Annotated in this window: 13 protein-coding genes; 11 read left to right on the plus strand and 2 right to left on the minus strand. The window is 61.4% G+C overall.

Annotation, left to right across the window (positions count from 1 at the left end; genetic code table 11):
• Nucleotides 1–59: 59 nt before the first annotated feature.
• The 11 genes from A3OQ_RS0107510 to A3OQ_RS21645 all read left to right on the plus strand — a co-directional run bounded on the left by A3OQ_RS0107510 (nucleotide 60) and on the right by A3OQ_RS21645 (nucleotide 13,412).
• The gene (locus A3OQ_RS0107510; RefSeq protein ID WP_020174759.1) at nucleotides 60–983 is read left to right on the plus strand and encodes a D-alanine--D-alanine ligase; all 924 of its coding nucleotides are present in this window, start codon (nucleotides 60–62) and stop codon (nucleotides 981–983) included.
• Between the two features lie 164 nt (nucleotides 984–1,147).
• Nucleotides 1,148–1,927, plus strand: a complete 780-nt coding sequence (locus A3OQ_RS0107515; protein ID WP_244427106.1) for a cell division protein FtsQ/DivIB — start codon at nucleotides 1,148–1,150, stop codon at nucleotides 1,925–1,927.
• The gene (gene ftsA / locus A3OQ_RS0107520) at nucleotides 1,924–3,243 is read left to right on the plus strand and encodes a cell division protein FtsA (RefSeq protein ID WP_026595606.1); all 1,320 of its coding nucleotides are present in this window, start codon (nucleotides 1,924–1,926) and stop codon (nucleotides 3,241–3,243) included. Before A3OQ_RS0107515 ends, ftsA begins: the two co-directional genes overlap by 4 nt.
• Before the next feature lie 106 nt (nucleotides 3,244–3,349).
• The gene (gene ftsZ / locus A3OQ_RS0107525) at nucleotides 3,350–5,077 is read left to right on the plus strand and encodes a cell division protein FtsZ (RefSeq protein ID WP_020174763.1); all 1,728 of its coding nucleotides are present in this window, start codon (nucleotides 3,350–3,352) and stop codon (nucleotides 5,075–5,077) included.
• A gap of 338 nt (nucleotides 5,078–5,415) precedes the next feature.
• The gene (gene lpxC / locus A3OQ_RS0107530; RefSeq protein WP_020174764.1) at nucleotides 5,416–6,366 is read left to right on the plus strand and encodes a UDP-3-O-acyl-N-acetylglucosamine deacetylase; all 951 of its coding nucleotides are present in this window, start codon (nucleotides 5,416–5,418) and stop codon (nucleotides 6,364–6,366) included.
• A gap of 212 nt (nucleotides 6,367–6,578) precedes the next feature.
• Nucleotides 6,579–7,469, plus strand: coding sequence for an outer membrane protein assembly factor BamD (locus A3OQ_RS0107535; RefSeq protein WP_020174765.1), 891 nt, complete (start codon nucleotides 6,579–6,581; stop codon nucleotides 7,467–7,469).
• Nucleotides 7,470–7,587: 118 nt separating this feature from the next.
• Nucleotides 7,588–9,252 carry a DNA repair protein RecN gene (recN, locus tag A3OQ_RS0107540; RefSeq protein ID WP_020174766.1) on the plus strand — a complete coding sequence of 555 codons (1,665 nt, stop codon included), beginning with the start codon at nucleotides 7,588–7,590 and terminating at the stop codon, nucleotides 9,250–9,252.
• Between the two features lie 6 nt (nucleotides 9,253–9,258).
• Complete coding sequence (locus A3OQ_RS0107545; RefSeq protein ID WP_020174767.1) at nucleotides 9,259–10,185, plus strand: DMT family transporter; 927 nt, start codon at nucleotides 9,259–9,261, stop codon at nucleotides 10,183–10,185.
• Complete coding sequence (gene ligA / locus A3OQ_RS0107550) at nucleotides 10,154–12,274, plus strand: NAD-dependent DNA ligase LigA (protein WP_026595607.1); 2,121 nt, start codon at nucleotides 10,154–10,156, stop codon at nucleotides 12,272–12,274. The genes A3OQ_RS0107545 and ligA overlap by 32 nt, the downstream gene beginning before the upstream one ends.
• A 118-nt stretch (nucleotides 12,275–12,392) precedes the next feature.
• The gene (locus tag A3OQ_RS0107555) at nucleotides 12,393–13,097 is read left to right on the plus strand and encodes a glutathione S-transferase family protein (protein ID WP_200859993.1); all 705 of its coding nucleotides are present in this window, start codon (nucleotides 12,393–12,395) and stop codon (nucleotides 13,095–13,097) included.
• Between the two features lie 111 nt (nucleotides 13,098–13,208).
• Nucleotides 13,209–13,412 (plus strand): hypothetical protein, encoded by a 204-nt coding sequence (locus tag A3OQ_RS21645; protein WP_020174770.1) that lies wholly within the window; start codon nucleotides 13,209–13,211, stop codon nucleotides 13,410–13,412.
• Between the two features lie 7 nt (nucleotides 13,413–13,419).
• Here A3OQ_RS21645 and A3OQ_RS0107565 read toward each other — a convergent pair whose 3' ends face one another.
• Complete coding sequence (locus A3OQ_RS0107565; protein WP_020174771.1) at nucleotides 13,420–13,611, minus strand: hypothetical protein; 192 nt, start codon at nucleotides 13,609–13,611, stop codon at nucleotides 13,420–13,422.
• A 179-nt stretch (nucleotides 13,612–13,790) separates the two neighbouring features.
• A complete protein-coding gene (locus tag A3OQ_RS0107570; protein WP_020174772.1) occupies nucleotides 13,791–14,441 on the minus strand; it encodes a BON domain-containing protein in 651 nt (216 codons plus the stop codon).
• Nucleotides 14,442–14,479: the final 38 nt, after the last annotated feature.

The following is a 14,479-nucleotide window of genomic DNA, read 5'->3' on the forward strand; positions in this document are numbered from 1 at the left end:
GAAAAGCCGCAGGCTTTTCGGATAAGGATGATGCGTCAAAAAGGGCTGGCGGGAGCAACATGGCCAAACATATTGCCGTTCTGATGGGCGGTTTTTCAGCCGAGCGCGAGGTTTCGCTTCGCTCTGGAGAGGCCTGCGCCAAAGCGCTCGAAGCGGAGGGCTTCGCGGTCACGCGCGTCGATGTCGACCGCCAGATCGCCGAGACGCTGGTCAAATTGAAGCCGGATGTCGCCTTCAATGCCTTGCACGGCCGTTTCGGCGAAGACGGCATCATCCAAGGCGTTCTGGAGATGTTGCAGATCCCCTATACGCATTCGGGCGTACTGGCCTCGGCGCTCGCCATGCAGAAGGATCGCGCCAGGGACGTGTTGAAAGCCGCCGGTATTCCGGTGGCGAAAGGTGTCACGGTCGATCGCGCGACGGCCGCCAAGGCGCATGTCCTGCCGCCGCCCTATGTGGTGAAGCCGCTCAACGAGGGGTCTTCCTTCGGTGTGCTCATCGTCAAAGAGGATCAGGCATATCCGCCACAGGAATTAACGCGCAGCGACTGGGCCTATGGCGACAGCCTGCTGGTCGAGGTTTTCGTCGCCGGCCGCGAGCTGACCTGCGGCGTCATCGGCGACAGGGCCATGGATGTCATCGATATCCGCGCCGCGGACGGCGGGTGGTATGATTACAACGCAAAATATTCAAAAGGCGGATCAATTCACGTCCTGCCGGCAATTCTTAAAGAAAATGTTTACCAAAATGTCCAAGAGTTGGCCCTCATGGCGCACAGGGCGCTCGGCTGTCGCGGCGTGAGCCGCGCTGATTTCCGATACGATGACCGCCCCGGAGGTACGGGCGAGCTCATCGTGTTGGAAGTCAATACCCAGCCAGGTATGACCGAGACTTCCCTCGTGCCGGAAATGGCGGCCTATGCCGGGCTTTCTTTCGGTGAGCTGGTACGATGGATGGTGGAAGACGCCTCCTGCAATCGGTGAAGGAGGTCAGTGCGGGCTTCTCATCTCCGTCTTTGGCTTATGCAGGAGCCCCTGGATCGAATGGATTCGAAGATAGACTCGTGAGCCGTGCTCCGAGCCGGTCTTCGGTCGCGCCGAAACATTCAAAACAATCCGCAAGCTTCGTCAGGTCCCGGGCGGCCGAAATGATGCTGACTTTGATTCTCTTGGCCGGAGCGGGTCTCTACGGCGCGATCAGGGGCGGCGAATATCAGGTTTTCGTCGATGCTTACGGAAACCCCTTGGATCTCGCGGCCAAAACGCTCGGATTTGGCATCAAAGCCGTCACCATTGCGGGCCAACGGGAATTGGGCGAGCCTGAAATCCTCGCAGCCGCCGGTATAGGTCCCCGCAATTCGCTGGTTTTTCTCGATGTCGCGGAAATCCGCGCGCGGCTGAAACGCGTGCCCCTCATCAAGGAGGCAAGCGTCGCGAAACTTTACCCCGATCGTCTCCTGATCGAGATCGAAGAGCGCGAACCCTATGCGCTTTGGCAGCGAAACGGCCAGGTCCAGATCATAGCCGCCGACGGCATGCCGATCGATTCGATGCATGACGCGCGCTTCGCGGGCCTTCCATTTGTCGCCGGCGACGGTGCCAATGAAAAGCTCGGCGATTATATCGCCATCCTCGCTGCGCTCGGCGATTTGCGCGGCCGCATCCGCGCCGGAATGTTCGTGTCGCAACGGCGCTGGAGCCTGAAGGCGTGGAACGGCGTCGAGATCCTGCTGCCTGAGAAAGATCCTCTCGCGGCGGCCGCGGTGCTTGCCGGCCTGCAGCGCGATTTTCATGTGCTTGACAAGGATATTCTGTCGCTCGATCTGCGCCAGTCTGGACGCGTCGTCGCGCGCCTTTCGGAAGAAGCGGCGGGTGTGCGCGCGGCGCTGCTCGCCCATAAGGCGAAGCCGAAAGGTGGTCAGACATGAGCGCGCGGACAACACCCCCGCGTCTGCGTCCGCTTTCGGCACGCCGCAGCGCCTTCCTTTCGGTGCTCGACGTCGGGACCTCGAAGATCGTCTGCCTGATCGCGCGGCTCGATCCGATCGCGGCGTCCGAAATGTTGCGCGGCCGGACTCATAGCTGCCGTATCCTCGGCATCGGTCATCAGCGCTCGCTCGGCATCAAGGCCGGCGCCGTTGTCGATCTCGAAGAGGCCGAAAAAGCCATAAGGCTCGCCGTGGATGCGGCGGAGCGCATGGCCGGCGTTCAGGTCGAGAGCGTCATCGTGACGGCGGCGGGCTGCCGCCTCGCCTCTCACCTTTACGATGCCAAAGTGGCGATCGGCGGCCGCGCCGTCACAGAAGGCGACGTGCATCGCGTGCTTGAGGCCTGCGCCTCGCATGCCGCACCGCGCGGACGCATCGTCCTGCATTCCGTGCCGACCAATTTCGCGCTGGGGGAAATCCAGAATATTCGCGACCCCAAGGGCATGGTGGGTGACGACCTCGTGGCGGCCTTGAACGTGGTGAGCTGCGATTCGGCGGCTGTCCGCAATCTCATGCTCGCGGTCGAACGCTGCCATCTTTCGGTCGAAGCCATGGTGGCTGCACCCTATGCCGCCGGCCTTTCGACTCTCGTCGACGATGAAGCCGAACTTGGCACCGCGCTTGTCGATATCGGCTGCGGCACGACGTCGGTTGGCGTTTTCTCCGGCGGTCATCTCGCCCATGTCGATGCCTTCTCCATGGGCGGCAATCACATCACGATGGATATTGCGCGCGGCCTCAACATCAGGCTTGCCGATGCCGAGCGCCTCAAGACGCTTTATGGCTCGTGCCTGCCGTCGGCCTCCGACGAGCGCGAGTCGATCGGGATCATGCCGGTCGGCGAAGATCCCGATCGTCCCGTCTATGTTCCGAAATCGCAACTCGTGCGGATTATCCGCCCGCGCGTCGAGGAAATGCTGGAATTCGCGCGCGACCGTCTGAAACAGTCGGGTTTTTCGAGTCTTGCCGGGCATGGGCTGATCCTGACCGGCGGCGCGAGCCAACTTCCAGGTCTCGCCGAAGAGGCGAAACGCATCATCGGTAAACAGGCGCGAATTGGCCGGCCGCTCGGAATCAAGGGCCTGCCGGAATCGGCGAAGAGCCCGTCTTTCTCGGCCGCCATCGGCCTTCTGATCTATCCGCAAATGGCCAAGGCCGAACGGTTCCGCTTGGGCCGTGCGGCTCCGCCACAGGCAGCAACGGGAACACATGGCTACGTCGCGCGCGTCGGCCATTGGTTAAAAACGAGTTTTTAAGCCGCAGGAGGCATGAAAGGGCGCGGCGGCCATTTCATTTTTCCTGCGAATCACATGACATGCAACCCAGGGGCGGCCAAACGCCCCGACGTCGAGAGGCCAGACGATGACGATCAATCTCAAAGCTCCGGAATTGCGGGAGCTCAAACCAAGGATCATGGTGTGCGGCGTCGGTGGAGCGGGTGGCAACGCGGTCAATAACATGATCGTCTCGGGTCTGATCGGCGTCGATTTCATCGTCGCCAATACGGACGCCCAAGCTCTGGCCTCATCCAAAGCCGAGCGCATCATTCAGATGGGATTGCAGGTCACCGAAGGCTTGGGCGCGGGCTCGCAGCCCGAGGTCGGCCGGTCGGCGGCCGAGGAAGCGATCGACGAAATCCGCGATCATCTCGCAGGCGCCCATATGGTTTTCGTGACCGCAGGCATGGGCGGCGGCACCGGTACGGGTGCCGCGCCCGTGATTGCCCGCGTCGCCCGCGAAATGGGTGTGCTGACGGTCGGTGTGGTGACGAAGCCCTTCCAGTTCGAAGGGGCGCGGCGGATGCGCATCGCCGACTCCGGCATCAGCGAATTGCAGAAATCCGTCGATACGCTGATCGTCATCCCGAACCAGAATCTGTTCCGCATCGCCAATGAGAAGACCACCTTCGCCGACGCCTTCGCGATGGCCGACCAGGTGCTCTATTCGGGCGTCGCCTGCATCACCGACCTCATGGTCAAGGAAGGTCTGATCAACCTCGATTTCGCCGACGTCCGCGCGATCATGCGCGAGATGGGCAAGGCGATGATGGGAACCGGTGAGGCCTCCGGCGACAAGCGCGCCATCCTTGCCGCGGAGGCCGCGATCGCAAATCCGCTTCTCGACGAAGTCTCGATGCGCGGCGCACGCGGCCTGCTGATCTCGATCACCGGCGGCAATGATCTCACGCTCTACGAGGTCGATGAAGCCGCGAGCCGCATCCGCCAGGAAGTCGATGAGGACGCCAACATCATCCTCGGCGCGACCTTCGATGAAAATCTCGACGGCATCGTCCGGGTGTCGGTCGTTGCGACCGGCATCGATAAGCCGGCCGATATGCGCGAGCTCAATGCCGCCGAAACCCGCATCGCCGAAGCCGCGACCCGTCTGCGGGCGCAAACCGCGATGCGGCAGGCAGAGCCGGTGCAGGCCCGCGTGCAACCCGTGGCGCAAGATCTTTACGAGGAGGAAGAGCTCGATCTGGAACAGGCCCCGCCGCCGCCCCAGCATCAAGCGCCGGTCCAGCGGCCGGTTATCTCGCAAGGCGTGCAAGTCCAGCAGGTCAAGCCGCAGCCGCATCCATATGCTACTCCGGTGGCCGCATCTCAGCCGGCCGAAGACTATAAGCCGCAGCAGGCTTTCATTCCGCCCGCGGCGGAATCGCCCGCGTTGCGGCCGCATCGCATGCCGCAGATCGACGATCTTCCCATGCCCGCGCAAAATCAGCTCCGCGCTCAACGCGGCGAACTGCCGCCCGAATCGCATCCAGACGTCAAGCGCCGGACTTTGCTCGAACGCCTTGCCTCGTTCGGGATGAGCCGGCAAGAGGACGTGATCCCACCGGGAGCTTATGAGCGTCCGCAGCCTCAGATGGCGCCCGCCGCGCCGCTGCAGGCACAGGCCGCTCAACCGCACCGCGGCCAGCCCAATGCGATCCATGCCGAATATGCTAAGCGTCCTGCGGCGCCCGCACCGCGCGCGGCGCAGCCGCAATTGCCGCTCGACCAGCATGGGCGTGTCGCACCGCAGCCGCGTACGGCTGAGGAGGATCATCTCGAAATCCCGGCCTTTTTGCGCCGGCAATCGAGCTGATATTTGCCGGTTGAGGCCGTGAGGCGACGATTGGCCGGAGGGTGTGACTTTCCGGCCAGCCTCGCTTGTCGTCGCGCGTCGGGCATCCGGATTCCACTCGGAGATTCATACGCTTGATCATTTTTGGGCCGATCCGGGCAAAACCCGGCTTCGGACCCCTTGCTACACATTTGTCAAAGAGCTAATAGACTGATTTAAAAGCCTTTTCTGTCTCCGAAAGGGAGCCTGCTTGTAACAGTGCGTAAGAAACCGTGATTTGGCCGGTGAATCCCCGAAGCGTAGGTTTTTTTGCGGCAAAGCCTTGATTTGCTTTGCGCCAGAAAACGGACAGGACGTGGATGGGGCCCGGTAAACAGACCACGCTTGGTGAGCGCACCACCCTCTCAGGGATCGGCGTTCACTCCAATATTCCGGTGCGCATCGCACTCAATCCCGCCGAAGCCTATACAGGCATCGTTTTCCGTCGCACAGGCCTGCCGAATGCCTCGAGCCGTGCGATCGAAGCCGATTGGTCGCGCGTGACCATGACCGAACTTTGCACCGTAATTGGCGACGGGTCTCAAGCGAGCATTGCGACCATCGAACATCTGATGGCTGCCTTCTCCGGCCTTGGCCTCGACAATGTCGTCGTCGAAATCGACGGACCCGAGGTGCCGATCCTCGACGGATCCGCTGCGGCCTTTGTCGAAGCGATCGATGCTGTCGGTCTCGTGAGTCTCGACGCGCCGCGCCGCTATTTGAAAGTTTTGAAGCCCGTCCGGGTCGAACGCGGCCGTTCCTTTTGCGAACTGCTGCCCAGCGATCGCGGGCTGACGCTCGATATCGAGATCGACTTTGCTTGCGGCGCGATCGGGCGCCAGAAAAAAGTGATGGATATTGCGCCCGGCGCCTTCCGGCGCGATCTGGCGCGGGCGCGCACCTTCGGGTTCCTGAGCGATGTGGAACGGCTCTGGAAGGCCGGTTTCGCGCTTGGCGCCTCGCTCGAAAATACAGTGGCGCTGCATGACGAAATGGTGCTGAACCCTGAGGGGCTGCGGTTTTCCGACGAATTCGTGCGCCATAAAATGCTCGATGCGCTGGGCGATCTCGCCCTTGCCGGATCACCCATTCTCGGCAGGTTCAAGTCCTATTGCGGCGGCCATGCGATGAATGTCGCGGCATTGGAAGCGCTCTTTTCAGATGCGACGGCCTATGCGGTGGTCGAGGCGCCGGTGCTGCGCCGTCAGCCCATGCACGCGGATCTGGGGGCAAGTCTTGTCCCCGCCGCTTTCGCGCCGGATCGCAACTAGCAGCCGGCAGCCGCTGATTTGACCGTGATCGACGGGCGCCGGGCTCGAACCGGCAATCGGTTGGATAAAAAAGATCGCAATGGGCAGCGCTTGAAACCTGGCTTGCCACATTAATGCCGTTTCTTGGCCCGACCACTGCTCACTCGCGCAAAGCGGCGATTTCCGTTATCCTGCCGAAAATCGATTGGCTTTGTATTTTGAGTAGAGATCGAATGTTTTTCACGCGCCGGCTTCCTGCTTCCCTGCTCCTGCGTTTCGCGGGCGTGGGTCTTTTAGCTCTGTCGGCCGCGGGATGTTCGACCCTCGAACATATAGGCGACTTCGACCCGACGAGTCTGTGGGGCAAGGATAAATACGAAACCAAGATTGTTCCGGACCAGCCGGCCGACACGCTCTACAATCAGGGCCTCGCCCGTCTGCATAACAGGGATTACGAGGCGGCCGGCAAGAAGTTCTCCGACCTCGAAAAGCAATATCCCTATACGCAATGGCAGTCGAAGGCGCTGCTGATGAACACGTTCAGCCTCTATCAAAACGGCAGTTACGACGATGCGATCGGCTCGGCGCAACGCTATATCGGGCTGTTTCCGTCAACCCCCGACACGCCCTATGTCTATTATCTCGAGGCTATGTCCTACTATAACCAGATCCCGGACATATCCCACGATCAGGATCGCGCCCAGAAGGCCTCGGTCGTATTCGCGCAGATCGTCGAAAAATTTCCGAAATCCGAATATGCCGAAGACGCTCGTTACAAATTGCAGGTCACGCGCGATCAGCTCGCCGGCAAGGAAATGTCGGTCGGCCGCTTCTATTTGAACCAGCATAATTATACCGGGGCGGTCAATCGCTTCCAGGAAGTGCTTCGCAAATATCAAAACACGCGACACGCGGAGGAAGCGCTCGAACGCCTGACCGAAGCCTATCTCGCCTTGGGCCTCACCAATGAGGCGCAGACGGCGGCCGCCGTGCTCGGGCATAATTTTCCGAACTCGCCCTGGTACAAGGATGCTTACGCGCTTCTGCAGGGCGGCGGTCTCGAGCCGCACGAAGACGAGGGCTCGTGGATTTCGAAGACCTTCAAGAAGATCAAACTCGGCTGAACCGAAGAAACAGCCTTCCGTCCTGCCCTAAAATGTTCTAGTTTTGTACCGGTCGAGGCTTGCCGAATCGGCCGAGGCTGCGTTTTGACCGGAAACCCATCGAGGGCTTTTCGACTCCATGCTCGTTCAGCTCTCCATCAGGGACATTGTCCTGATCGATAGGCTCGATCTCGAACTCGGGATCGGGCTCACCATCCTCACCGGCGAGACGGGCGCCGGCAAATCGATTCTGCTCGATGCGTTTTCGCTTGCTTTGGGGGCGCGCGGCGACGGCACTCTCGTCCGGCAGGGCGAGGCGCAAGGTCAGGTGACGGCCGTCTTCGATCTCCCGGTGCTGCATCCTTCCCTCGCGGCGGCTCGCGCGCAGGACATCGAAACCGATGGCGAACTGATTTTGCGGCGCGTGCAAATGGCAGATGGGCGTACCCGTGCCTTCGTCAACGATCAGCCGGTGAGCCTCCAGACCTTGCGCCTCATCGCGCGTGAGCTCGTCGAAATCCACGGGCAGCATGACGACCGCGCGCTGGTCAATCCCAATACGCACCGCAATCTGATCGACGCCTTCGGCGGCCTTGGCGCCGAGCTTTCTGCGGTGCGCGCCGCGCATGCGGCGCTTCAAACGGCCCGCGCCGATCTCGCGCGCGAACAGGAAGCGGTCGAGAAAGTCCGCAAGGAGGTCGATTATCTTCGCCATGCCGACGCGGAACTCGGTAAGCTTGCCCCCAATATCGGCGAGGAAACGAGCCTGGCCGATCGCCGCGGCGTCATGATGCAGGCCGAGAAAGTCACGTCTGAAATCCGCGACGCCTATGAAGCTGTCGCGGGGCAGGGCTCGCCGGTTCCGGTGCTGGCCTCGGTTCTGCGGCGTCTCGACCGGCGGCGGCAACAGGCCCCGGATTTGATTTCTCCCTCTCTGCAAGCGCTTGACGCAGCGCTGAATGCGCTCGATCTGGCGGGCACCGCGCTCGATCAGGCCTTGCGGGATGCGCAGTTCGATCCGCGCGAACTCGAAGAAGTCGAGGATCGGCTTTTTGCCTTGCGGGGCGCAAGCCGCAAATATGGCGTGCCGGTCGATGAGCTTCCGGCGCTTGCCGAAAAGATCGCGGGCGATCTCGCAACGCTGGATGCCGGCGAGACGCGCCTCGTCCATCTGGAAAAAGCCGTGCGCGCCGCCGAGGCCGCCTATGCGAAGGCTGCCGAGAGTCTCTCCACCGGCCGCAAGAAAGCCGCGCGCGATCTCGACAAGGCGGTGACCGGCGAACTCGCGCCGCTGAAGCTCGAAAGCGCCCGTTTCCTCACCCAGATGCGCACCGAAGGCCATGGGCCCGACGGAACCGATCAGGTGGAATTCTGGGTCGAGACCAATCCCGGCAGCCGCCCCGGTCCTTTGATGAAAGTCGCCTCCGGCGGCGAGCTTGCGCGCTTCATGTTGGCCTTGAAAGTGGTGCTGGCCGATCGCGGTTCGGCACCGACGCTCGTCTTCGACGAAATCGATACGGGTGTCGGCGGCGCCGTCGCCGATGCCATAGGCCAGCGCCTTGCACGGCTTGCCTCGCGCGTTCAAGTGCTGGCGGTCACCCATGCGCCGCAAGTGGCCGCCCGCGCGGCCGGACATTTCCGCATTGCCAAGGATATGATCGAGAAGGGCCGCCGGGTCGCAACGCGCGTAACGAGTCTTGCCGATGCGGCGCGGCGCGAGGAGATCGCCCGCATGCTGGCGGGCGCTACCATCACGGATGAAGCGCGCGCCGCGGCCGGTCGCCTGTTGGAAGGAGCGGGGTGAAGGCCGATGAATCCGCTTATCGCAGCTTTGGTCCTGTTTGCCGCCCTTCTCCACGCCGCGTGGAATGCCATGCTGCGTGGCGGCAGCAACCGGCTGTGGTCGATGACGGTCATCAGCATCGGCCTTGGCGGCACCTCGCTTTTGGCGCTGCCTTTTCTGCCATCGCCAGCCGCTGCGAGTTGGCCTTATCTCATAGCGTCAGGACTCATCCATATCGGCTATAATTTGAGTCTCGTCCGGCAATATAGAACGGGCGATCTCGGGGAAGCCTATCCGATCGCGCGCGGCGCTTCGCCCTTGCTGATCATGCTGGGCGCGGCCGCCTTCGCGGGGGAAGAGCTGACCGGCTTCTCGCTGATTGCCATCATGCTTATTTCGCTTGGCATCATCGGCATGGCTTTTCACGGCCAGCGGATGAAACGTGAGAACCTAACCGCGGCGCTGACCACCGGCGTTTTCATCGCGCTTTATTCGGTCATCGACGGCATGGGCGTGCGGATGGCCGGCGATCCGTTCGCTTACATTGCCTGGATGTCGTCGTTCTTTCTTTTGATGCCGGTTTATTTCGTGGCCATGCGTGGCGGAGGAGCTTTGGTCGCGCCGCTCAAAGCTTGGGCTGTGGCCCTAACGGGCGGGGTGGTCGCCCTCGTCGCTTACGGTATCGTGATCTATGCGATGCAGCACAGCCCGATGGGCATCGTCTCGGCCTTGCGGGAGACCAGCGTCGTCTTTGCGACTTTGCTCGGCTGGTTTTTCTTAGGCGAACCGCTGAGCTGGCGGCGGCTGGCGGCTTGCCTTGTGATCACAACCGGGACCGCGGGTCTCGGTTTTAGCCGAGAGACGGGCAGGAACACGGTTTCCCGGACTTCTCCATATGCGGCTTCTGCGTTAATTGTCTCGCGTGAAAAAGCCAAAGTCTTCCGCGCCTTCTGAGGCCCCTCAACGCGCCGGTCTCGCCGCCGCCCGCGCGGAGCATGCGCGGTTGCAGGCGGAAATCGCGGCGCATGACCAGAGCTATTACGCCGAGGATGCGCCGACGGTCTCCGACGCCGAATATGATGCATTGCGTCGCCGCTATGAGGCGCTGGAGGCGCAATTTCCCGATCTGGTGACGCCCGACTCGCTGACGCAAAAGGTCGGCGTGGCTCCGTCGGAGAAATTCGCCAAGGTCCGGCATAAAGTACCGATGCTGTCGCTCGGCAATGTGTTTTCCGATGCCGAGGTCGAGGATTTTGTCGCGCGCGTGCGGCGGTTCCTCGGGCTTCCGGCAGAGGCGCCTCTGGCGATCACGGCCGAACCCAAGATCGACGGGCTCTCCTGTTCCTTGCGTTTCGAAGATGGCGCGCTGGTACAGGCGGCGACGCGCGGCGACGGGTTCGAAGGCGAGGATGTCACCGCCAATGTCCGCACCATAGGCGAGATCCCGCATCATTTGAAAGACAAGCCTCCGGCCATTTTCGAAGTCCGCGGCGAAGTCTATATGACGCACGCGGATTTCGCCGCCCTCAACCGGCGCCAGGCCGAGGCGGGAAAGCCCGTCTTCGCCAATCCGCGCAATGCGGCTGCGGGCTCCTTGCGCCAGCTCGACCCGGCGATTACCGCGCAAAGGCCGTTGCATTTTTTCGCCTATGCCTGGGGCGAGGCGAGCGCTCTTCCTGCCGATACGCAAATGGGCATGGTGCGGGCCTTCAAACATTATGGCCTGCCGGTCAACCCTCTGATGGTGCTGTGTCATTCGGCTGAGGATTTGCTTGCGCATTACCGCGCGATCGAAGAACAGCGCGCCACGCTCGGCTATGACATCGACGGGGTGGTCTATAAGGTCGACAGTCTCGCGCTGCAAAACAGGCTCGGCTTCGTGTCGCGTTCGCCGCGCTGGGCGACGGCGCACAAGTTCCCGGCTGAAAAAGCAACGACGATTCTGCACGATATCGAGATCCAGGTCGGCCGGACGGGCGCGCTCACGCCTGTCGCGCGGCTGGAGCCGATTACGGTCGGCGGCGTCGTCGTCTCCAATGCGACCTTGCACAATGAAGACGAGATCGCGCGCAAGGATATACGTATCGGCGATACGGTCATCATCCAGCGCGCCGGCGATGTGATCCCGCAGGTCCTGGGGCCTGTGCTCGAGAAGCGCCCGGCGCATTCCCATCCTTACAAATTTCCCGAGATCTGCCCTGTCTGCGGCTCGGCCGCGATCCGCGAAATCGACGAGAAGACCGGCGTCGCCGATGTCGTGCGCCGCTGCACCGGCAGTCTCATCTGTCCGGCGCAGGCGGTCGAGAAGCTGAAACATTTCGCCTCGCGCCTGGCTTTCGATATCGAGGGCCTGGGCGACAAGCAGATCGAACAATTCTATCACGATGGTCTCATCATGACGCCGCCCGATATTTTCACGCTCGAGGCGCGCGATAAGCGCAGTCTCAAGAAGCTGAAGGATCGCGAAGGCTATGGCGAAACGTCGGTGCGCAACCTCTTCGCCGCGATCGATGCGCGCCGCAACGTGCCGCTCAACCGTTTCATCTACGCGCTCGGCATAAGGCATATAGGCGAGACCAATGCGAGGCGGCTCGCGCGGCACTTCGGGTCCTTCGATGCGCTTCGCGAGGTGGCTCGCCACGCGGAGCTTGGATCCGAAGCGCGCAGCGAGATCGAAAATATCGAGGGTCTCGGCGGGGTCGTCGCCGAAGCGCTCGCCGATTTCTTCGGTGAAAAGCACAATGAAACGGTGCTCGATGCGCTTCTCAAGGAGGTGACGCCGCAGCCCATGGAAGCTGTTGCGAGCGCCAGTCCTGTCGCCGGGAAGACGGTGGTCTTCACCGGCGCGCTCGAACAGATGACGCGCGATGAAGCCAAGGCGCAGGCCGAAAGATTGGGCGCCAAGGTCGCGGGCTCGGTGTCGAAGAAAACCGACCTCGTCGTGGCGGGGCCGGGCGCCGGTTCCAAGCTCGCCAAGGCGGAAGAATATGGCATCGAGACGATCAGCGAGGCCGACTGGTTGAAGCTCATCGGCGAAGGCTAGATGACGCGCCCGCCGCGGTTACAGCGGTAACGCTTGCGACATTTTCCCGAAATTTCAGATCCCTAGCGTCGCTCCGCATCCCGGTAAAGGTTGTGCCCGGGCGATGAGGATGATGCCGATGAACAGGTTCAAACTTTACCATTGCCCGGGTATGCGAAGCGCGCGCGTGAAATGGCTGCTGCATGAAATCGGCGAAGCCGATTTCAATACCGAAATCATCTCGATAGCCGATGCCGAACAGTATACAGACAGATATCTCGAAATTAATCCGAACCACTGCGTGCCGACTTTGGAGATTTACGCGCCGGAGGGAGACTTCATTCGCATTAGCGAGAGCGGCGCGATCATCGTCCTTCTCGCGGACTTGTTCCCAGAGGAGCGCTTGGCACCGCCGCCCAATGACCCGCGCAAGCGGGCGGATTACATGCACATGATCCATTTTTGCGGAGCGTCAATGGATATGATGCTTTGGCAGATACGCATTCACGAACATGTTCTGCCGCATCGTGAACGCGACTTCCGGACCGTCGAACGATATCGCAGGAAATTCCGTAATGAAGTGGAACCGCAATTGATCCGGCGGCTGCAAGACGATGGATTTGCGAGCGGGCCCAAGTTTTCCGCAGCCGATTGCATGCTTGGCTTTAGCATCAGATGGGCGAGGGCCTATCAGCTCTGCTTAGATCCGGTTTTTGAAGATTACATGTCGAGGATGGAGGCGCGGTCCGCCTATGGGATGGCCTTCGCGGATTTGGCCAATCTGAAGGAGCGCTCCCTGGAAATTCCGCAGAATGCGGCCGTCGTCGAGCTGTTCACGGGTTGACCCTGTGGGAGGTGCAGAAGGCGTCGCGATGATCGGCGCAGGGGTAGGTTTCGGCCGTGCGAGACCTACATATAAAGCGGCGCCGATGTGGCGCGCTCGAGGACCTTCGACATGCCGGGCCGGAAATCAAAGCAAAGCGATCCAGCGGATCGGAATGCGTCGGCGAAACAGGCGGCGGGCCCGTCTGCCGCGACGGCATCGGTTGCCGAAGACGATGAGCTCAAGGCCGAGCAGGACGAGCTTCTGACCGAAGCGCTGAAGGAAAGCTTTCCCGCGAGCGATCCGATCTCATCCCTGCGTTTCACGTTGCCGTGAAACGGCATTAGTCGACCCTGAAAGTCTCGCGCAACCACGCCACAAGGCGGGCTTGATCGCTGAGAATCTCGAGTTCGGGCTCCGGCACGCGACGAAACCCGTGTTTCTCAAGCAGATCGGCCATCCGCAATCCGCGGTTAGCCGGATTGATGACGGCCATGGTCTTCGTTGCGATCTCGATCGCAAGCGTACGAGACATTGGCTTGGCGCTCTGTGGCATCTTTTGTCCGTTGGTCGCAGCGCCCGGCCCGCTGCGCGCTTCGGACTAAGCGTCTCGCTCAACTTTATGCAAGAGGCAAGAGGCAACTTCTGCCGCTAGGCGCCAGCATGAAAGCGGGCACACTAACGGCGAGAGATACAGGCTTTGAAGCTTTCGCCTTACACGACCGCGATGTCGTTTTCGACATCGGTGACGCCGGCGGCGGTCCAAGCGGTCGCCGCGGCGACTTGCCGGTCATGCAGAGACGGCGCAGTGCCGCTCAGGCGAACCTTTCCGCCTTGCGCGCTGACATTGATTGTCCGCGGATCGAAGAACCAGGACCGATGCAGCGCATGCATGATGTCGTCGCTGAGATTCTCCGTGTTGACGCGCGGTTTGATGGTGATCTGATTGGATACGCCGACAACGCCATAGAGACGATGCACGTCTTGTTCGGCGGCCAGCTTTTGATAATGCCAATCGACTTCGCCGGTTAAAGTCACCCAGCCTTGCTCGACATTGACCTTGACGGTGTCGCGCGGCACGGACACGTCCCAGCCAAGACGGTCGACCGCAGCGGCTGCGATTTCATCATCGCCGCGCTTCACATCCATGGGCAGTTTGACGTCGAGTTCCATGGCCACGGCCTTGACGCCCTTGACGCGAAGGACGGCCATCTCGACATTATGTTTTTCGGCATAGCTTTCGACATGGCCCGTCAAAGTGACCACGCCGGCATTTGCCGTGACGCCGATATGAGCGGCGTTCACGCTTGGCTCCCAACTCAATTCGGCAAGAACGGCCTGTTGCAGATGATGATCGTCTGACATGGAACCCTCCCAAGTGATCAACCAATAAGGAACCGCGG

Origin of the sequence: Methyloferula stellata AR4 (assembly GCF_000385335.1) — a bacterium.
Classification (GTDB): domain Bacteria; phylum Pseudomonadota; class Alphaproteobacteria; order Rhizobiales; family Beijerinckiaceae; genus Methyloferula; species Methyloferula stellata.